General features: G+C 53.5%; 19 protein-coding genes. 2 read left to right on the top strand and 17 right to left on the bottom strand.

Going from position 1 to position 18,396, the window contains the following annotated elements:
• Positions 1–13: 13 nt before the first annotated feature.
• Genes ACZMIG_RS13675 through ACZMIG_RS13655 form a run of 5 tightly spaced genes read right to left on the bottom strand, consistent with a single transcriptional unit; the run spans position 14 to position 4,872 of the window.
• Positions 14–1,198 carry a DUF3991 and TOPRIM domain-containing protein gene (locus ACZMIG_RS13675; protein ID WP_022163548.1) on the bottom strand — a complete coding sequence of 395 codons (1,185 nt, stop codon included), beginning with the start codon at positions 1,196–1,198 and terminating at the stop codon, positions 14–16.
• Between the two features lie 36 nt (positions 1,199–1,234).
• Positions 1,235–2,569 carry an ArdC family protein gene (locus tag ACZMIG_RS13670; protein ID WP_075316819.1) on the bottom strand — a complete coding sequence of 445 codons (1,335 nt, stop codon included), beginning with the start codon at positions 2,567–2,569 and terminating at the stop codon, positions 1,235–1,237.
• Positions 2,553–2,783: a hypothetical protein gene (locus tag ACZMIG_RS13665; protein WP_022163551.1), complete on the bottom strand. Its 231-nt coding sequence runs from the start codon at positions 2,781–2,783 to the stop codon at positions 2,553–2,555. The genes ACZMIG_RS13670 and ACZMIG_RS13665 overlap by 17 nt, the downstream gene beginning before the upstream one ends.
• A 55-nt stretch (positions 2,784–2,838) precedes the next feature.
• On the bottom strand, positions 2,839–4,080 hold the full coding sequence (locus ACZMIG_RS13660) for a MutS N-terminal domain-containing protein (RefSeq protein WP_022163552.1): 1,242 nt from the start codon (positions 4,078–4,080) through the stop codon (positions 2,839–2,841).
• A 12-nt stretch (positions 4,081–4,092) separates the two neighbouring features.
• Positions 4,093–4,872, bottom strand: coding sequence for a DUF3945 domain-containing protein (locus ACZMIG_RS13655; protein ID WP_200806319.1), 780 nt, complete (start codon positions 4,870–4,872; stop codon positions 4,093–4,095).
• An 83-nt stretch (positions 4,873–4,955) separates the two neighbouring features.
• Between ACZMIG_RS13655 and ACZMIG_RS13650 the strand changes: the two genes are divergently transcribed.
• A complete protein-coding gene (locus ACZMIG_RS13650; protein WP_022163554.1) occupies positions 4,956–5,570 on the top strand; it encodes a glucosaminidase domain-containing protein in 615 nt (204 codons plus the stop codon).
• Positions 5,571–5,648: 78 nt separating this feature from the next.
• Positions 5,649–6,698, top strand: coding sequence for an Abi family protein (locus ACZMIG_RS13645; protein WP_022163555.1), 1,050 nt, complete (start codon positions 5,649–5,651; stop codon positions 6,696–6,698).
• A gap of 57 nt (positions 6,699–6,755) precedes the next feature.
• On the opposite strand, the gene ACZMIG_RS13640 is transcribed toward ACZMIG_RS13645, so the two are convergent.
• The 12 genes from ACZMIG_RS13640 to ACZMIG_RS13585 form a co-directional block, all read right to left on the bottom strand.
• Positions 6,756–7,454 (bottom strand): conjugal transfer protein TraX, encoded by a 699-nt coding sequence (locus tag ACZMIG_RS13640; RefSeq protein ID WP_258973830.1) that lies wholly within the window; start codon positions 7,452–7,454, stop codon positions 6,756–6,758.
• Between the two features lie 14 nt (positions 7,455–7,468).
• Entirely contained in the window at positions 7,469–9,793 is a 2,325-nt protein-coding gene (locus ACZMIG_RS13635) for a type IV secretory system conjugative DNA transfer family protein (RefSeq protein WP_022163557.1), read from the bottom strand.
• Positions 9,794–9,814: 21 nt separating this feature from the next.
• The gene (locus ACZMIG_RS13630) at positions 9,815–10,288 is read right to left on the bottom strand and encodes a hypothetical protein (protein ID WP_022163558.1); all 474 of its coding nucleotides are present in this window, start codon (positions 10,286–10,288) and stop codon (positions 9,815–9,817) included.
• Complete coding sequence (gene traN, locus ACZMIG_RS13625) at positions 10,285–11,172, bottom strand: conjugative transposon protein TraN (RefSeq protein WP_022163559.1); 888 nt, start codon at positions 11,170–11,172, stop codon at positions 10,285–10,287. Before traN ends, ACZMIG_RS13630 begins: the two co-directional genes overlap by 4 nt.
• A 49-nt stretch (positions 11,173–11,221) precedes the next feature.
• Positions 11,222–12,421: a conjugative transposon protein TraM gene (locus ACZMIG_RS13620; protein ID WP_022163560.1), complete on the bottom strand. Its 1,200-nt coding sequence runs from the start codon at positions 12,419–12,421 to the stop codon at positions 11,222–11,224.
• Positions 12,418–12,909, bottom strand: coding sequence for a hypothetical protein (locus ACZMIG_RS13615; RefSeq protein WP_022163561.1), 492 nt, complete (start codon positions 12,907–12,909; stop codon positions 12,418–12,420). The genes ACZMIG_RS13620 and ACZMIG_RS13615 overlap by 4 nt, the downstream gene beginning before the upstream one ends.
• Positions 12,910–12,920: 11 nt before the next feature.
• Positions 12,921–13,517: a conjugative transposon protein TraK gene (traK, locus tag ACZMIG_RS13610; protein WP_075316817.1), complete on the bottom strand. Its 597-nt coding sequence runs from the start codon at positions 13,515–13,517 to the stop codon at positions 12,921–12,923.
• Positions 13,518–13,535: 18 nt separating this feature from the next.
• A complete protein-coding gene (locus tag ACZMIG_RS13605; RefSeq protein WP_258973828.1) occupies positions 13,536–14,663 on the bottom strand; it encodes a TraJ family protein in 1,128 nt (375 codons plus the stop codon).
• 47 nt (positions 14,664–14,710) lie between these two features.
• Positions 14,711–15,394 (bottom strand): DUF5045 domain-containing protein, encoded by a 684-nt coding sequence (locus ACZMIG_RS13600; RefSeq protein WP_022163564.1) that lies wholly within the window; start codon positions 15,392–15,394, stop codon positions 14,711–14,713.
• A complete protein-coding gene (locus ACZMIG_RS13595; RefSeq protein ID WP_022163565.1) occupies positions 15,384–16,085 on the bottom strand; it encodes a hypothetical protein in 702 nt (233 codons plus the stop codon). Before ACZMIG_RS13595 ends, ACZMIG_RS13600 begins: the two co-directional genes overlap by 11 nt.
• A gap of 24 nt (positions 16,086–16,109) precedes the next feature.
• Positions 16,110–16,850, bottom strand: a complete 741-nt coding sequence (locus tag ACZMIG_RS13590) for a hypothetical protein (RefSeq protein WP_022163566.1) — start codon at positions 16,848–16,850, stop codon at positions 16,110–16,112.
• A partial coding sequence (locus ACZMIG_RS13585) for a TraG family conjugative transposon ATPase (protein ID WP_487889704.1) occupies positions 16,844–18,396 on the bottom strand: 1,553 nt, incomplete at its 5' end. The genes ACZMIG_RS13585 and ACZMIG_RS13590, both read right to left, overlap by 7 nt.

The following is an 18,396-nucleotide window of genomic DNA, read 5'->3' as shown; positions in this document are numbered from 1 at the left end:
GATTCCATATACCTTACATTTTAAGTCCAGTATTCCGATATTCGGCCAGCTTCCGTTCCCGGTCATCCTTGTTGGGGGAAAGGACTGGTTGTAAAGGCCTGTTCATCAGGCAGTCGTTCCAGTCCTTGAAAGCCTTGGGAGGCAGCCACTGTCCCATGCGGTAGCGGATGCCCAGACGCTCGCCGGCCTGTGCCGTAAGGGAGCGTTCCGTGTCCAGTGTGAAGGATTTTCCTTTCGCCTCTATCCGTATGCCGTCCTCCGCCTTATGGATTTTCATCGGGATATTTTCCAGAAGGGCCATCATGCGAAGCCCGTAGATGCGCCCGGCAAGGTCGTTGTCGAAACAGTCGAAGGCACGGGCATGGGGAAAACGCTCCATGACACCGGTTATCTGCCTGTCCGAGAACGTGCCGCCGAGCGACACCAGTGCCACTTCCGCATTTATCCGTGCCCGGTTCACCTGGTAGAATGCCATCGCATCGAAAGCGGACTCACAGAAGAACACGCTCCGGACCGCCTCACGGTTGCCGCCCGTCAGGTCGGCCACCCATGCCGAGGAGGAGGAATCGGTGCCGGCCGCCTTGGACTTGTAGCCGCTGTGCCCCCGTATCTCGTAGCCCCTGACTTCATCATTTCGTGCGTCCGTGTAGGGGAAACCGATGTTGTAGCCGTCGAACTTGCCGTTCCGGCGGTCACGTATGAGGCAGACGAACGGAGAAAGTTCCCTGACCGTCTCGGCGGAAATGCCCCTGAGGGCGAACAGTCCCGGTGTCTTCTCCGTATCGACAGGCTTCACCTCATACCGTGAACTGTCAAATACGGCAGTGTGCATGGCGGATTTCACATACTCGCGGTCTTCCCGGTATTCGGGTTCGGGCATGTTGGCAAAGCGTGCCATGACCTTGGCGATTTTCTGCCACTCGTCCTTGCCCGACACCGTGAAGGAGGAAAGGTTCTCCCGTATGAGCGTGACCACATCGCCTTTCGAGCCGTTCCTGCGGAAGAACGTCTGCGCCGCCTTGTCGTTCGGGTGGCTGACGATGATGGTGTCACGCCTGTCCCTGCCTTCGCCCAGCACCAGCTCGATGTACCTTCCCACACCGGCCTTGCGGTCCAGACGGTAGCCCAGGGCATAGGCGATGTCGTCAATGCCCACACGGGATTTCAGTTCCTTGAAGTTTACCTTGTAGTCCGTCATAAGCCCGTCCGTATTACGGTGATATTCATATTCTTGTTAAATGCTGATTCCCGTACCGGCTTTCTGCGTGCGCTGCATGACCGCCAGTTCCGGCCCGTAGGTCTTGCGTGCCGTCATGTTCAGGAACGCCGCCTTGTCCTTCATGTCGGTGAGCTGGAAGAAGGTTTTTGCGGTGTCTTTCGACACTTTCTTCAGTCCCAGTTCCACCCCGTCGTAGGAGGCGCGGATGGCATAGTCACCGGAGCGTGTCTTGACGATGGCCGCATTCTTGAAAGGCACCTCCTCACCGGCATCCAACGGGGCCAGTGGGTCGTTCTTGGCCAGGTACGGCTGCTCGCCGAGTGCCAGCCGCTGCTTGTCCACGTGGTCGAGAATCAGGTCCGACGCCTTGTTCACGTCCGCCATGACGGAGACGATGAATTTCGGTTCCTGTTTCAGCGTGCCTATCCACGAGTCCAGGTAGGCGGCGGAGTTGTCGGTCACTTTGGAGTCAAAGCCCATGGAGTGGCTGATCATGGCAGCCGTGAGTTCGGCCACCAGCTCCTCCTTGGCGTACTTCGGGTCGCCGAAGCGTCCGCCCGTTTCACGGTTGAGCCGTTCGGGTGTCATGGTGGAGTGCGTCATCTCGTGCAGCATGGTGGAATAATACTCCATGCCGCCCCGGTAAGTCTCCTCCGGCGAGCTGCCGATGTTGAACTGCGCCTTCATGGGCACCACGATACGGTCCTGCGAGGGAGAGTAGAAAGCCCCGTCCACACGTTTGTCCGCCTGTATCGGGCAGAGCCACTGCTGCGTCTGCACCATGCGGTCGAGGGCGGCATGGGCGTACATTCCCTCCGTGTCCCGGAGTTCGGGCACCTTGAACCTGTCAAGGAGTTTCTGCATCCTTTCCGGCTGCATCTCGGCCAGGTTGGTCTGCGCCACGTTATAGACAGGGAAGGACTTGACGAACGGGATGGCCTCCAGCCCCTGCCGTTCCTCCTTCGTCATGGCACGGTACTCGTCGGAGCTGACGCGCCTGCCGTCCCTGTCCTTTACCAGCATGTCCCAGTACACCACGGGGAAGGCTTTCTCGCCTTTCAGGACATGGGCTTTCAGGTTATGGGCCTGCTTGAAGGTCAGATAGACCGGGAGCTGATACCCCATGGCGGCCGTGTGCAATTGCAGGAAGAAAGAGTTGGAGCCGGAATAGTTGCGTCCTCCCACGTTCTGCGGCAGCCCGGCATAGCCCGACTCGCCGCCTATCCAGCCTTTCTTCCAGCCGGTTTCCTTCATCTGCCGCATACGCTCGATCATCATTGCCGTAAACCGTTCCAGAGCTGCCTGGCCGGAACCGCCCGATGACGACAGTGAGTTAGTTCCATATGCCATAGTCCTCGTCGTCCGTTAGCTGGCGGTCCATCCCCTCGGTGTCCGTCTGTTCGACATAAAACTCCGCCGACTCGTCCGACGGGTCCGTACCGTGGGCACGGCACCAGTCGAGGTAGTCCTGCGCGTTCTCTCCCTCCATGACAAAGCGGAGGAAACCTATCTTGCCTTCCTGGAGGAGTTCCACCAGCTCCTCGTGTCTCATTGCTTTTGACATAATCGTTTACTGTTTTTAATGTGATATGAATTATTAATTACTCTTTCTCATTCAGTTACATTTTCATGGAAGCTGATTTTTCCACCCTGGCGGTGTTGCCCGCCAGCATATCGGTGATTTCCGTGTTCAGGTACTTGGCCGCTATCTGCTCCCGTGTGGCGGTCTTGGTCTTGAAGAGCGAATAGCCGTCGTCGAAGGAGATTTCATGCCGGGAGGTCTTGCCCCTGTCGCCCATGTCCACCGACACTTTCCACTTGTTGTCGGCATGGTCCTTGGCCACACGGACACCCTTGGGGTCGATGCCTTCGGGAAGCCGGTATTTCTCGTAGGCGGATTTCAGGTGCAGCCGTTCGCCGAAGTTCCTCTCCAACAGCTGCTCTGGTGTCATCACCCGGTCGAAGTAGGCGTTCAAATCCTGACGGGAGGCGACGGCCGACATCTTGGTATCGCCGACCTGCGCGTAAAACTTGTACTTGCCGTAATCGGGACGCTGCTCGTCCTTCTCCTTGTACACGTTGAACTTCTCCACCGTGACGCTGCCCTCCGGCCCGTCAATCGACTTAGGCATCCGGAAAGCCTCTTCGGGCACTTTGGGCATGAGCTTGGTCGGGTAGTAGCGTTCCATCAGCTGGGGTACGGTCATCTCCTTCTTCTGGTAGGCGGCAAGGTCAGCCGCATCCATTTTCTGCGGTTTCAGCTGCTGCCCGTCAATCTTGGCTGTAAAATACCAGTCTTCCGGGTTGTCCTTGCTCTGGTAGGCATGGCCGTGCGTCACTTTTTCACCGTTGGCCGTCACCATCTGCGGTTCACGGGGTTTGCGCTCCTTCCCGGCTTCGACTTTCGTCTCGGCCTTCTTCTCGTCGGCAGGTTTCTCCACGGCAGCGTTTCCCACTGTCTTGGCAGGCTCTTCCTGCGTAGCCTTCTCTTTCTTTTTCTTTGCCATAGCTTCATTGTTTGGAGTTATTTCTTCTTGCGTTTTCGCTTTCTTCATCAGCTTCGGGTCTTCAATCGCATCACAGATGGCGACCCTTTGCCCCGAACGGATCAGTTTGGGCAGATACGTGTCCAGGGCATGATGGGGAAACCCGGCCAGCTTGACAGGCTCTTTCTCGCCGGGAATGATTTTCTCCGAAATCTTCAAGGCAAGCAGTACGGAAGCCTTGACGGCATCCTCCCTGTACAGCTCATAGAAGTCCCCGTTGCGGAAAAGCAGCATCGCGTCCGGGTGCTTCTTCTTCAATGCGTCAAACTTTCCGAGAAGGGTGGTATCCTTGTCTGTATTCTCTTTCTTGGCCATGGGAAACTGGTTTTAGATTTTGAGACCCTTGGATTCTTTCGGGGAGGAATGGAACTTCAACGCCCGCTCCTGTGACTGACGGTCAACCACCTTCAGGTATTCCCAGCGGTTTTTGTCCGTCATCACCAGTCCGAGGTATTCGGGATGCCGTTCGTCATAGCGGAGTTTCTGCTGCCGTTCCCATTCTTTCAAGTCGCCCTGTATCACCTTGAACCCCTGCGGTTCTTTAAGGTCCACGCCGACGGAGACCTTTTCACCGCCCACGTTCAGCTCCACGGGCTTTCCCTCACGTACCTGCTGCTTCTGCTGTGTCCCCAGTTCGATGTCATTCACCTTCTCCATGTCCTTCAGCTTCTGTTCAATCTGAACATCAGTTACCCGTCGGTGTATGACGGACTTCGTTTCGGGATCAAGCTGGAGATACTGCCGTGTCTTCTCGCCGTTGATTTCCACGGCTTTTTGGATGACTTCACCACTATTGAGCCTTGCGGCTTCCTGTTCCGTCAGTCGGAGGATGCCGCTACGTTCCGCTTCGAGAGCGGCACGGACAGGATAGGCCATGAGTACGGGATTGCCGTTCTTGTCAGCGGTCATCTGCAGTTTGAGCGGTAACGTGATCACGTCACCGTTTCGGGCACTTATCGACACCTGCATGAGCGGTGTGACCTCGCCGGAAACAAGCCTGTCCTTCACTTCCTGCGGCAGAAGGTCGGCCTTTTCCCGGTCGATGCCCAGTGCTGCCAGTCTCTCGTATGGCAGCGGTTCGGGTTGATTTCTGTTGTGCATTTCCATTTTATGGTTGTTAAGCTGTTAATTTTGCGGCCGTGGCCGTCTGATTGCCACAAATTTATCCGCATCAAATCCCTGAAACAGAAATGCGCAACACTATTCTTATAGTATTCATGCTGACGCTCATGCCGGTAGCGGCATCCGCCCAGTTCTATACGATTACAAAAGAGTCGAAAATCATGCCTCCTTTTGTAAGAGATACCATTGAATATGTTGATAATAAATGGAATACGGAGGCTGGTTCAATAAATTCATTGGCTAAAGATACATTGAACCTTACAGTTGTCGGTCAGGAAAACAGTAACAGGAAAAGCCGAAACAGTGACAAAAGCACGTCCCAAAAGTTAAGCGAGATAAAGCCGGATAAAAAGCTTCCCGAACTTACTATCCCTAATCTCTATGAGGAAATTCTCCGTAACGGTATTCGTCATCCGAAAATCGTGCTGGCGCAGGCCATCCTCGAAACGGGCTGGTTCCGCTCTGCCGTATGCCGGAACAAGCACAACCTCTTCGGGCTGACCAATCCCCGTACAGGGAAATACTATGAGTTCGGGCATTGGACGGAGAGTGTCCGGGCTTATTACACGAAAGTGCAATACAGATATAAGGGTGGCAATTATTTGCTATGGCTTGATGAAATTGGATATGCGGAAGACCCCGGGTATATTCGCTCCGTTATTCGTGTACTGAAACAACTTTAGGTAGGAAAAGAACAAATCAAAAATGCAAAAAGCGAAGCTTATGTAGGACAAGATAACTTTTTTGTACAGACAAGAAACATGAAATCAACAGATTATCGTGTGGAAATCGTGTGGAAATCTATTAAATGTTTTGCAAATCAAAATTGTTTTATTACCTTTGCGGCATTAGAACCTGCCAAGCCTCTTTACAATGCTCAAATCGGCGGGTCGTTTTTTTATTATACCTATATGAAAACAAGTTTTGCCAAACCATATTCTTCCCCGGCAGAGATTGCTCAAATTCTAAAATCCCGTGGTATGCTCATGGACGATGATCAGAAAGTGGAAAATTATTTGATGAATATTGGTTATCATAGGCTTACTGCATATATTTTCCCCTTTTATCGGATTCCAAAGAGTGATAGGGTCTTGAAGGAAGGCATATCTTTCCGGCAGATACTGACCTTGTACCGATTTGACAAGAAACTGCGTATTCTGCTTTTCAATGAAATTGAAAAGATAGAGGTTGCTATACGAAGTGTATTGGCCAATATAGGATGTCAGGAATTAGGTGATAAGTATTGGATTACCAAATCCGAATACTTCGCTAACCCTGACAAGTTCAACCAGACTTTGGCAATCATAGAAAAGGAGTTGGTATCGAGTAAGGAAGATTACATAGAGGACTTTCGGCAGAATTACATTGAAGACTATCCTCCGGCATGGATGATAACTGAAGTGCTTTCATTCGGCAACCTTAACTATATTTACTCAAATATAGCGAGTAACAAACTGATGAAGCGTATTGCCGGTTATTTTGGGTTGAAACCACAGGTATTTACTTCTTGGCTGACGGTGCTTGCCAATCTTCGTAATATGTGCTGTCACCACGCAAGGGTATGGAATCGTGATTTCATGTTGAATCCTGCCGAGCCACGTAAGACCACATACGCATGGATTGACGCCTCAAATGTGGATAAGAAAAGGATTTACTATCGCTTGTGTATAATCCGGTATTTTCTTGCTTCGGCTTCTCCAAATAACAACTTCAATGAAAAACTATCAGTCTTGTTGAACGAATTTCCCTCAATAGATATTGCTGCAATGGGATTCAGCCCAAATTGGAGAAGTGAAGATTTGTGGAAATAATCGGTATTTATGAAACAACATGAATTTTATCTTGAAAAATATCTATATGTCAGTTTGTTATAAATTTAGGTATTTTACAATGATGACAAGTATAAACAGATGCGCTGGGTAAAAAGCATAGAATCCATACTTGGCCACATTGCCTTGTATAAATCCCCTTCTGCCATTATAAAACAGAATAACGGTGCAGGCGAGCATTGCGCCAATCACTCCATAGTGCATCATCAAGGGAAAAGTAAAAAGCAATTGAGCCATTCTGCATAAGTGGGAAGGGAAAGTGTTCCCGCACTTTTGAAACAGATAGAAGATTACAATCATCAGAATACCTCTCCACTCATAATCCACACCTGACCATGTGGCCAACCATGCTGTCAGAAGGATTGTGCAGTAGCAAATGACTTTATGCCCGTCCAGCCTTTCAAAAGCCGCCAGTACCGCCACACCCAAAGCCAGCGTAAACATCACGTTGTGCGTTCCGTCACTCCCGTTCAGCAGATGCCACGGCAGTTCGCTAACAGCAGCGAACCCCAGCAGTGTCAGGAAATACCGCATCCTGTTCCGGGTATGAGTGAACCCTTCCGCTATTAGGAAAGCGAACACCGGGAAAGCGATACGCCCCACGCAACGCATCACCCCGTATAGGAAAGTATCATCTTTCAAAAAATAGAGGGCAATGTGGTCTGTCACCATGGAAACCATGGCGATGACTTTCAATGCGCTGCCGCTCCATCCCGGTAAGCAGAATTTTGTATCCATAATCGTATAGTCATTCAACTCATGCCCAACAGTTCCTTTACCATGTCCTCGACCTCCTGGTTCACCCGCTTGAAGTTGCGGTTGAGCATGATTTCCCTCTCCCGGTCATTCCGGAACTCGTAGATTTTGGGAAGCGGCACGTAGTGATCCTCCTCCCGTTTGATTTTCTTCATGTCGAAGTGCGTCTTGCAGAAGTACTTGGTGGTCTTGAACTCCTCGGACCGTTCGATGTCGAATCGCTCCAGCATACTGTCGTCCGTTGCGGTAAAGTCACGCGCCGCCTGCCCGGCCAGCCAGCCGGTGGCCATGTCCGCAATCTTCGCCGCCGGAACGAGGTAGTCCATCTTCTCGGAAATGGTGGTCGACACCTTGCTGTCGTTGATGGAAATGGAGCGTGAGGTCTGCTTGGCCTTGCCGAACACGTCGTTCTGCGCCCATTCCAGCGTCTCCTTGTTGCGTGCCGCCCCCATGAAGATGTTGCCGCAGGTGGTGATAATCTTCTGCATCCCCACCTTGCCGTAGTCCGCCTCCAGCTGTGGCAGTTCCTGAAAGCCCAGCGTCACGGCCACCTTGTTGGAGCGTGCCGTGCCGATAAGCCGGTCTATCTTGTGGAAGTACAGGGTCGGCAGCTCGTCCACGATGATGCTCACCGGGATGTTCCCCTTGGAGTTCACACGGGTAATCAGTCGGTTCAGCACCAGTGCGTTCAGCGAGCCGATGACCTGTTCCTTCTCCGGGTCGTTGGCGATGACCAGATAGCTCGGATGTTCCCTGTCGGAAATCTTCAGGTCAAAGTCGTCCCCGGTGAACACCCAGTAGGCTTCCGGTGATACCAGCCGGGCGGCATTGACACGGAGCGTGCCCACCATGCCTTCCAGCTGGTCGTTGGCCTTGTTCTCGTAGGCACTCTTGAACGGAGCCATCAGCGAGGCAATCCTCTCGTCCTGCATCAGGATGTTGAACACCTGGTCGTATGGCCTCCCGAGGAAGGACAGCACGTGCGGCATATCGGAATACTCCCCGGTCACGGTGTCCGGCTCCACCTCGTTTCCCTTGTCGTCCTCGTACCAGCAGCGGCTTATCCTTATCTCCTTGCCGGTTCTGTCCTTGTAGGAAAAGCCCTCCAACTCCACGAACATGCGGTCTTCATCGGTCGAGACGTCGTTGCCTTTCTCGTCCACGAAGTCCAGCACCACGCTGCCCTTGCCGTCAAGGGCGTTGAAGTCGTCCCAGTTGCGGATGACCACCTCGTATTTCCTGCCCATGTGTTCCTTTCCCTCCAGTGAGATGAATCTTTTCAGCTTCTTTCCGTCCTTGAACCCTACCGGGTGGAAGTTCACGAAGAAATAGATGATGGCCGCCAGAAAGTTCTCCGCCGAGTTGGTGAAGAAGGCCTCCGAACCGCCTTTCTTCTCGCCGCCGCCCTTGTTCAGGGAGGCGAGCAGCGTAGCCGCCGTCTCCGATGCCGCCGCCAGGTCGGGAATATACTTCCGTTGTATCGGGTTGATGCGGTTGGAATACTCCACATCGGTAAAGTTCACTATCCTGAATCCGCAATTATCAGGAAGTTTTCCGGCTTTCCTGTTCTTGCAGTACTGGTAAAAAAGCGTCTTGGCAAGTGTCGGAAACTTAAAGTCATATACCATGAGGGCGAAACCCTTGGCCGAGTGCTGCCTTATGAACGGGTCGATGATGCCGAACGACTTACCCGAACCGGGCGTACCCAGCACGATAGTCCCACGGAACGGGTTGATGATGTTGATCCAGCCCCTGTGCATCTTCTGTTTCCAGTAATATATCATGGGAATGTTCACCGAGTAGTCGTTGTTTACCAGCACTTCCGACTGTTGGAAGGATTCGTTCTCGAAGTTGAAACGGTCTTCGCCCACCTTGTAGTTGTAATACCTGGCGATGCCGTCCAGCCCCTGATGCACCAGCATGGTGCCTGCCACCGAGCAGAGGGCATAGAGGATACGGCCTGCCGGGAAACCCATCCAGCTGACGCCGAAGTCCATCCCGTGAAAGACAAAACACAGCCCGACAAGGGTCAGTCCCGCCAGTACCGGGTAGATGACCATCGTCCTGACGTTGAACTTCAACGCCTTCTTCGCCTTCGTACCTATACACACCACACAGATGCAGACCAGTTCCGTCACCTTGCAGCCCGCCACCGAGTTGAACACCTTGAAACGTCCCAGTATGTCAAGAATGAACTGCGTGACGCGGTTGTCCGCCGTTACCGGCAGGTTCATCACGATCTCGATGATGAGAAAGATGTAGATACAGCTACGGAAATAACTGTACATCTGCTGCTGTTCCCTCGTTTCCTCAAATGCCATAAGCTATAAATTTATATTCTGTCAAAACGGTATTTTTATTCCCAGCAACAACCCGTTGCGGAAAGTGTCCCCGTGCAGGAAGTTCACGTTGTTCTTCTGGATAATTGAGAACTCCATTCCGCTTCGCAGCACGTAGCTGTACTCGAAGCCTCCCTCCAGACCGAGGAAGAACTTCCGGTTCACCGCACCGAACTGCGGGCCGAAGCGGAAACGGAGCATCCCGTTCTTGTAGCGGACAAGGCGGTGCTTGTACAGAAGACCGCCGTCCCAGTAATAATCCTTCCAGAAGTTCTTGGAAACGGGCCTGTGCCAGTGCGTGCCCGCCTCGCCGAATACTTCCACGGCATTGCCGTAGGACAGCGGATATTCATAACCGAGGGTCGCATTCAACGTGGAGGGGAAAAGGAAGCCGGCGTTCAGCGTCAGCTTGCCGTCCTGTGCGGACGCGCTCATGGAGGCTACCGCACACAAGAGAATAAACAATAATTTTTTCATGGCCTGTCAGTATAAGTGATGTGATAATAGGGATAGTACGGCGTGTCTTTCAAAATGTCCGAATCAAAGCCGTCGGCATTGAGGATGTCCTTGTACTCGATGGTCAGCGTGATGACACGCCCGCTGATCTGGTTCTCGGAAATTTCCAGCCGCAGAATCTTCTCTTCGGGGAAGGTGAGCTTCGGCAGTACCAGCACGTTGCGGTAGTCCTTCTTGAATTTCCTCACGTGGTTGACCGTGAAGACCGGCGTCAGCTCGATGGTCTGCGAGTTGGTCGCCTTGGTCTCCTTCTTGTCCGTGAGCTTTATCCTCGTCTCCTCGATGTCATAGGGTATTTTCGTCCGGTTGCGAAGCGAGTAGTCAATGAAGAAATAGTCCCCGACGGAGTAGATATTGTTCACAACGGCTTTCATGCCGTGCTCGTTCGATACAATCTGGTTGAACTTGCGGTCGCTGCCATAGACCGCCCACGCATAGCGTGCCATCTCCGCCATCGGCATGGAAACCTCCGGGTTGATGTACGACTGCAGGTCGTCGTATGACACATTATATATATTGGAAGCCATGCCGGGAGATTGGGTATAAAGGACATCGTACTGTGCGATATGCCGTTCCCCGATAAGGGTCAGCGTACCCAGCAGCTCGTTGTCATCATAACCCAAGTCCGGCAGGGAATCATTCTCGTGATAAGGCTTGATGCGTACAATGTTGTCGGTACACTGGTTGCCGGCAATCTTCGGGGTGGAAATGTCCACCATCTTGATATTTTCGGGCATGACAATGTGCGTGGTCACTTCCCGGTTGACGTAAATCCTCCTGTTGGCGAATATGTTGCCGGTAAGACAGAAGATGCTGATGAAAAGTAAAAGAATCCTGACTTTCATATTATGCGATTTAATGATTTCTTGTTCGGTGTGTAAAGTATTTGATAGTTTACCGTGCGTCATCCGAATTGATCAGATAGACAATGGTGTTGTACTTGATTTTCGCCTTGTTCTTCCTGATGCCGGAAGAGATGGCGGAAGTGGCGGAGTTGTACATGTTCTGCAAGGCCTGCAGGGCGATGGCCTCTCCCGATATGCCGGAACCGTAGCCGTCCTCCGACTCGAAGTTGATGTTCTGCTGTACCGTGCTGGAGCTTGCGTCCTTCACGAAGTCACGGAACTCGGATTCGGGAACGTAGAACCCCTCCATGCCGTCATTGTCAAAGACAGAGAGCTTGACCTTGATGAACCTGTCTCCCACAAGGATGCTGGTGATGGCAGCCCGGACACGCTGCTGCCCGAATCCTGTCACCGTACCGTAAAGGTATGTGCCTTTCTTCAACCGGGTTCCGCTCACGGTCACGTCGTCAAGCAGCTTGAAGCGAAGGCGCGTGCCTTCCCGTGCCTTGGTGGTCTGGTCTATCATGGCCCGTATCAGCCTGGCTTCCGCTGCTTCATTGGAGGCCGTGACGGTATGGAACTTGCCGGCATTGGTGTCGGAGGATTTCAGGACAAGGTTCGGGCGGTTGCGTTCCGCTTCCTCCCTGCGTACCCTGGCGATGGAGTCCGCACGCTGTTTTTCCGCAATTTTCTCCGCTTCCGACTTGCCGTAACCGAGTCCGGCTTCAATGGCCTTCTGCCGTTCATAGCTCCGTTTCTGTATCTCTTCAAGGTCACGGGCAAAGTCATCCTGCGAGGTGTAACCGTTTTCTGAACCACCACCGGAAGAACCGTCGCCGTAAGCGTAGGAGTTGATGTGCTTTCTTGATTCGGCCAGTGAACGCTCCAGTTCCTCCATTTCCTGCTGCCGGCGGATGCGCTCGGCTTCGGCGGCGTCAATGCTGTCAAGCTCGTCCTCGGTGTAGCCGTGACCCAGTTTTTCATTCTCTTTCTCTTCCTCCCCGAGCGCACCGACTGCCGTGAAGGCATCCTCGTCGTCGAAACGGCGTGACATCTCATACATCTTATCTCCGGTTTCCTGAGTTTGCGCCTCCGGCAGTTCCATGTTGATGTGGTCCGTGGCCACCGCCTCCGCTGTCTCACCGTCGCCGCCGAATGTCTGCATCAGGAAGTAAACCATGGCACACAGCGGAACGAAGACGACCAGCGGAAAGATATACTTGGGTTGTCTGAAATTAATCTTGATCATGAGTTGTCATTGTTTTTAAGGGATTTGACGATGTTTTCCAGTTTTTTGTAATGCCGCACGATACGGACGGAATCCGCGCGTGATTTCTTCGGGACGGCAATCAGGGAGTCCAGTTCCTTGCGGACGGCCTGCCCCTCGGCGGTCAGTTCCAGCAGTGTACGTCGATGCGCGTCCTTGTTCGCCTGAATGGTGCGGAAACCGCTGAAGAGCGGTTCCATGTTTGCAATGGCACTCACATCGGGTTCCGTCACGTTCCTGCCGGTCAGGAAATCCGAGACAATGCCTCCGACCAATAACAGGGATAACGAACCGACCACGCAGGCGAACGTCCTTTTGGGATGTTTCCTAGCCCATGCGTTGGCAAGCCGGATGCGCCCCGGCAACCGGCATTTCGTGCCGACCGAACTTAACCTGGGCTGCAACCACGCCCTGATCAGCAGGTGCGTTTTAAGCCTCTGTTCATGCAATTTTTTACCAAATGATTTCATATCCGATATTTTTAATAGTCCAAATCCTTGTTCTCGATGGTCCTCCAGCCGGTGATCATCAGCCCGTGGGGATTGTTTTGTGTCCTGGGCACGCTCTCGATGTACCCGGTCGTCACCAGCGAACGTTTCTGGTCACGGGAACGCCGCTTGATGAGCTGCGTTCCGTAATAGGTGAACTTGCGTTCGTTCCCGTCAAAGCGGATGGAGTCGCACATGACGGTGCAGACCGCCGACGAGGAGATGATGTCGGAGTAGAAGCCGTTCTCGTCCATGGCCTGTTTCTGTTTCAAGGCCGTGCCGTCCGCCATGTACATCGCCTTGCCGAGCGTCCAGCGGATGTAGTCGTCATCGGGCGGCAGGTTGAAGAAATACTGGTGGAAGAGCTGGATGTGCGCCTTCGCCTCCATGGTGAAGTTGGCCTCCAGCTTCGCACGCTCGGCGAGGAACGGGATGTCCCCGTCGAGTACATAAATCTGCTGCCGCTCCTCGCTTACGAGGGAGACGCAGCACCAGACGGTGAACCCGCAGATGACGGCACAGCCAGCTATGGTGGCCAGCACCGTCATCATGGCGAGTTTCGTTTTCTGTGCAAGGGATTCTATAAGCATATACTGTCGTTTTGAAGTTTACTTTACGAGTGATTTCCCCATGGAGCCTGCCGCACCGATTGTCGAGCCGACCGCACTTCCGGCCATCGAGCCTGCCGCGCTCGTGATTCCCATGGCGGTGGAGCCTGCCACGGAACCCGCTCCCGAACTTACGCCGCCCGGTATCAGCCAAGAGGCCACTTCGGGGACGAAGCGGATGATGTAGGCACCGACAAGCATACCCATGGCGTACATGCAGTTCGAGCCGATGCCCTGGAGGCCGAGCGCGCCGATTTGCTCCCACGAGTTCACCGAGCCGTGCAGGAGGTGGTCGTAGGCCACCAGGTCCTGCTGGAGGTTGTAAAGGAGGATGAAGTCAATGTAGTACAGGCACATGTAGGTCACGAATCCCCACAGCGAGAGGGAAAGGTATTTTGACATCCACTGGCTCCAGGCCGAGTTCCACGGCGGGGCGAGGGACAGGGCGAACATGATGGGGCAGAATATCATGAGGATGGCCATGAAGATGCGTTGCGCCACGAGGATGCCGTAGTAGGACATCTGGAAAATCAGTTCGCCGATGAAGCGTATGACGTCGTTAATCCACTCGCTGACCTTGGTCTCGGCGGCCACGGCGGCACGCTGGGCGTAGTTGTTGATGGTGGTGCCGAGGTTCTCCACGTTGTAGATGAGCTTGTCCCACCAGGCCGCATCCTGCCCGATGGCTGCCACCTGTTTGGCGGTGGCGATGGAGTCCTGCACCGTCCGGAGGCGGTCAAGGTAATCCCCCTGTTTCTGCGCCACCTTCAGCTCGAAGGCGGCCACTTCCTTGTTCTTGGCCTGCGCCATGGCCTTGGTGGCTGACTCCAGGCTCTTGCCGGGCACCTGCAACGCCTCGCATATCCATGACGAGGAGGAGATGCAGATGGAGATGCCGATGATGCGTAGGAGCTTCATCACGTCCATGCCGCGCCGTCCGAGCATCATCATCCAGCACTCGTAAGAGCCGACACAGAGGGCGAGGCAGAGTCCGAGGGCACGGGCCAGCGAGACCGCATCACCCAGCACCGCCACGTTGGGGAATGTCTCCATGGCGACCAGCAGCTTGTCAAGGCTCTCGTCGATGGCGGGCAGACCGATGGTCAGGAGTGTACACATTATATTCATACCGTTCTTACTTTATATTTATATTTTACAGTTTCTTGTTTCCCTTTTTAATAATGAGTGGCGGCCACGGCACAGAGATGCGCCGTCCGGCTGACCAGTTCCTCCATTTTCTTCCTGGCTTCCTCGTAGGCCTGCTGCCTCTTGGCGTTCTCCAGCCCGTAGCCGACACCGGTCTTGTGGATGTAGGCGATGTCCGCACAGAGGATCTCATTCTGCCGGCTCAGCTCGTTCACCTGGTACTTGAGCCTGCCATCGCTTTTCTTCATGCAGTAGAGCAGCCCGTCGGTGATGCAGTCCTGCATCCGGTTGAACTCGTCCTTGTAGGCAGGGTAACTCAAATCCACGTTGCGGTCCGCCTCCCGTGCCAGTTCCTCCCTGTACAGTCCTTCGATGTGTTTGCGTTCCTCTTCCGCCTTTTCCGCCTTCTGACGCTGGGTTTCCCCGGCCGTGACACGCACCGGCATGATACGCTTGATGTTGGAGTCCTTCTCCCTGAACCGCACCCGGAAGCCGGAATGGAAGCCCGCCCATTTCCAGTACATGTCCGCACCGGAATACCGCTTGTGGAGAAAATAGTAGTACCAGTCGGGAGCGAAGTCCCACGGGCCGTTCTCCATCGACTTCCACTGCCGTTCCTTTTCCTTGTCCCTTGTAGGCCGTTGGGCGTTGGAGACAAGCGGGATGCCGGCCAGTATGATTACAGCCATGATAATTGTCTTTCTAACCTGCATATCCTTCGTTCCATTTGTTGATGACATTTTCCGCTATCGCATCCTTTACCTCCGAGTTCAAAATCTCCCAGATGTAATCAGGTTTCCAACCGCAATCCGTTACAAGATAGCAGTACAGGTTTGCGTTGTCAATGATGTACCGTGCCTTGTCAACGGTGCTTTTGAGCGTCAGCACCAGATTCAGTTTCTCGTCCATGCTCGCCTTCATCAGGTTGATGCCCGAAGCGGCCACGGACGCATAGAGCTTGTAGCAGTGCTTTATCTCCCTTGATATGGCGAGGTTGGCATCCGTGTAGTACCATGCCACGAAAGGCTTGTCCTTCACATATTTGAAAGTGCTTTCCGTGAAGTCCTTGTATTCCCTTACCAGCCGGTACAGGGAGTTGGCGGTGGAAGAAATGGCTCCGGCCAGCACCAGGTAGGAATGGGCGTTGTCAAGCCTTGTGTTCAGCGTGGTGCGCACGTCATTGAACCTGACGGCTCCTTTCGTGATTAAAGACTGTTCGCCGAAACTGGTGGCCACTCTCTGTAACGCCTGGTCCTCGTCCTTCTTCACGGCCTTGTGGAGCGCAATCAGAGCCTCGATGGTCGGAAGGTCTTTGGGGATAATGAATGCGAAACTTTTGGCCGGAAACAACATGAGTGCCACTATCACACACGCTAATTGTATTTTTGCTTTTCTATGTGCCATACCCGAATGATTTATAATGTATTGTCAATAATTTGCAGCCACCAGTCCGTTCCAGCTTTGTATCAGGCCGCCCACATGGCTTTTCATGCTCACCACGTTGGCCCAGCCCTCCGGGTCGATGGCAAAGAACAGGTCGTTTGCCGTGGCGAACTGCGCCATCAGTACCATGCCGTCCACCTTGTAGCGTATCTTCATCAGGCCGGTATAGATACGGTTGGCCAGCGTCAGCCGCTCATAACGGTCGAGCAGGTTGTATCCGTCTTTCTTCCTTTCCGCCGTGCCCTGTCCTTTGAGAGGATTCTGCACCTCGGCATTGTTCACGATGTTCACGAAATCGCCCACGAGCTGCTGTGTCTCCGCCACCAGGCCACCCAACTCTGTCAAACAATAAAGTTTATTTGTAAACTTGGCTTCATTCACGGTCTTGACCAGTTCCGGCACGTCTTTGAGGATGTCAAAGGCGCACGAGCCGATTTCCTTGTAATACAGGCTTTCCGTCCCGAAACCGGACACGTTTTCCATCGTCAGCTTGTAGAGTTCCTTGATGGTGGCCATGCTGACCGTGTACAGCTCCACCTTCTGTTTCCTGGCAGCGATGGAGTCCAGCTGCAAGTTGTGCTGGTCCTCGATGAGTTTCTGCGAGGCGGTGTTGGCGGCCACCACCTTGATGCAGTTCTTGTCGATGACGACACGCCATCCGGCAAATGCCTGCATGGAGACGGTTGCCAATAAGAATGTGATGAATATGTACCTTGATTTTACCATAGCGACATTACCTTTTTATGTTCGTTTATTTTCCTTGCAAACTCACGGAAGAGCGGACTTCCTGCCTTATGGCGGTCTTCCTCTATCCGTATGATGGCCTCCTGCAACCCGCCGTAGTGGGCGATGTAGGTTTTCAGGGCTTCCTTTTCCGAACGCTCGGTGGTGTAGGCCCAGTAACATTCGGGGGCTTCCTCCACGCCATAGACATCCGAGTTCTGTCCCCGGCATATCCACACCTCCTTGAAATAGCTGCGTCCCTCGTGATTGTTCAGGGCGTTGATGGTGAATATCTGCTGCCGCTGGACGGGCGTAAGTCCCAGGATGGCGGCAATCTGTTCGTACCTGTCCTTGAACTTGGTCTGGTCGAGCAGTATCTTCACGTCGGAGTTGTTGATGATGGCCTCCTTGACGATGGGCGAGTCTATCACGTCGTTCAGTTCCTGCGTGACCACCCCGGCGATGCCGTGGAACTTGCGGACGGTCTTGTAGAGATACTTGATGTACTCGGCCATGGTCGGGGACGCGATGGCCTTCCACGCTTCTTCGATGATCAGTGCCTTGCGCCCTTTCTTGATGCGCATCTTCTGCAGGAACACGTCCATGATGATCAGCACAATGATGGGGAAAAGCACGGGGTCATCCTTTACCTTGTCGATTTCAAAGATGATGAACCGCTCGTCAAAGAGGTTCACGTCCATGTCGGAGTTCAGCGTGGCCTCCAGCTCTCCGCCCCGGTAGAACTGTTTCAGGATGGCGGCGAAATTATGGATATCGAAGCTGATCTTGTCCATGGCCATAATCTGGGGGATACGCTCCAGCGCGAACTCGTAATAGGAGTTGAAGGACAGCTCCCTGACTTTCAGCCTGCGCCTCTGCTGCTCGATATGCCTTATCTGCCGGTCCGTCTTCACCAGCTGTGTGTTCTCGTAGAGTTCCTGCTTGTACTTCTCTACGATGGCAAGGGCGCGTTCCCGCTCTCCTTTGCTGGCGGCCCCGTCCCGTGCCAGCGCAAGCAGGGAACGGCACTGTCGTAGCAGCTTCACCTTCCGGGCTTCCGCCGGGAGCATCAGTGCCCGTTTCTCCGTTTCCTCCGGCGGTGGCGGCTCGTTGATCTGCCGCTCGATGTCCTCCATGCCCTTGTTGTACTTGTCGGGGTCTTCCTCCATCTTGGATGCCACCAGCAGTTTCTGCCTTAATGCCTCACGCTCATCGTCGTTGAACCCATCAAACGGGTGGAAGTAGGTTTCATAGTATTCCACGAGGGTCTGGTTGACGAGCATGTCCTCTATCTTGTCGGGGAAGGCGTTGCCCTTGAAAATCAGGAATATCAGTGATTTGAGAAAATTCTTCTTCTCGCCGAAGTTCTGCTCGTATTCCTCCCTCGTTACCTTGAAGGGGTTCATGGAGATGGGCTTCTCCTTGGAATAGGCGATGTACGTGCCCTTGTAGTAGCCGCATATTCCCTCGTAGGAATCACCCGTATCCACCATGACCACATCGGTATTCTGTTCCAGAAGCTGGCGCACGACCGAGTTCATGTGGAAGC

The sequence above is a fragment of the Xylanibacter sp. genome, assembly GCF_057607445.1.
This window is presented reverse-complemented; position numbering and strand designations above follow the sequence as displayed.

Bases quoted from the DNA above. Each gene is read 5' to 3' on its own strand.
- ACZMIG_RS13675 (WP_022163548.1), bottom strand. From the start codon at position 1,198: ATGACGGACTACAAGGTAAACTTCAAGGAACTGAAATCCCGTGTGGGC.
- ACZMIG_RS13670 (WP_075316819.1), bottom strand. From the start codon at position 2,569: ATGGCATATGGAACTAACTCACTGTCGTCATCGGGCGGTTCCGGCCAG.
- ACZMIG_RS13665 (WP_022163551.1), bottom strand. From the start codon at position 2,783: ATGTCAAAAGCAATGAGACACGAGGAGCTGGTGGAACTCCTCCAGGAA.
- ACZMIG_RS13660 (WP_022163552.1), bottom strand. From the start codon at position 4,080: ATGGCCAAGAAAGAGAATACAGACAAGGATACCACCCTTCTCGGAAAG.
- ACZMIG_RS13655 (WP_200806319.1), bottom strand. From the start codon at position 4,872: ATGGAAATGCACAACAGAAATCAACCCGAACCGCTGCCATACGAGAGA.
- ACZMIG_RS13650 (WP_022163554.1), top strand. From the start codon at position 4,956: ATGCGCAACACTATTCTTATAGTATTCATGCTGACGCTCATGCCGGTA.
- ACZMIG_RS13645 (WP_022163555.1), top strand. From the start codon at position 5,649: ATGAAATCAACAGATTATCGTGTGGAAATCGTGTGGAAATCTATTAAA.
- ACZMIG_RS13640 (WP_258973830.1), bottom strand. From the start codon at position 7,454: ATGGATACAAAATTCTGCTTACCGGGATGGAGCGGCAGCGCATTGAAA.
- ACZMIG_RS13635 (WP_022163557.1), bottom strand. From the start codon at position 9,793: ATGGCATTTGAGGAAACGAGGGAACAGCAGCAGATGTACAGTTATTTC.
- ACZMIG_RS13630 (WP_022163558.1), bottom strand. From the start codon at position 10,288: ATGAAAAAATTATTGTTTATTCTCTTGTGTGCGGTAGCCTCCATGAGC.
- traN (WP_022163559.1), bottom strand. From the start codon at position 11,172: ATGAAAGTCAGGATTCTTTTACTTTTCATCAGCATCTTCTGTCTTACC.
- ACZMIG_RS13620 (WP_022163560.1), bottom strand. From the start codon at position 12,421: ATGATCAAGATTAATTTCAGACAACCCAAGTATATCTTTCCGCTGGTC.
- ACZMIG_RS13615 (WP_022163561.1), bottom strand. From the start codon at position 12,909: ATGAAATCATTTGGTAAAAAATTGCATGAACAGAGGCTTAAAACGCAC.
- traK (WP_075316817.1), bottom strand. From the start codon at position 13,517: ATGCTTATAGAATCCCTTGCACAGAAAACGAAACTCGCCATGATGACG.
- ACZMIG_RS13605 (WP_258973828.1), bottom strand. From the start codon at position 14,663: ATGAATATAATGTGTACACTCCTGACCATCGGTCTGCCCGCCATCGAC.
- ACZMIG_RS13600 (WP_022163564.1), bottom strand. From the start codon at position 15,394: ATGCAGGTTAGAAAGACAATTATCATGGCTGTAATCATACTGGCCGGC.
- ACZMIG_RS13595 (WP_022163565.1), bottom strand. From the start codon at position 16,085: ATGGCACATAGAAAAGCAAAAATACAATTAGCGTGTGTGATAGTGGCA.
- ACZMIG_RS13590 (WP_022163566.1), bottom strand. From the start codon at position 16,850: ATGGTAAAATCAAGGTACATATTCATCACATTCTTATTGGCAACCGTC.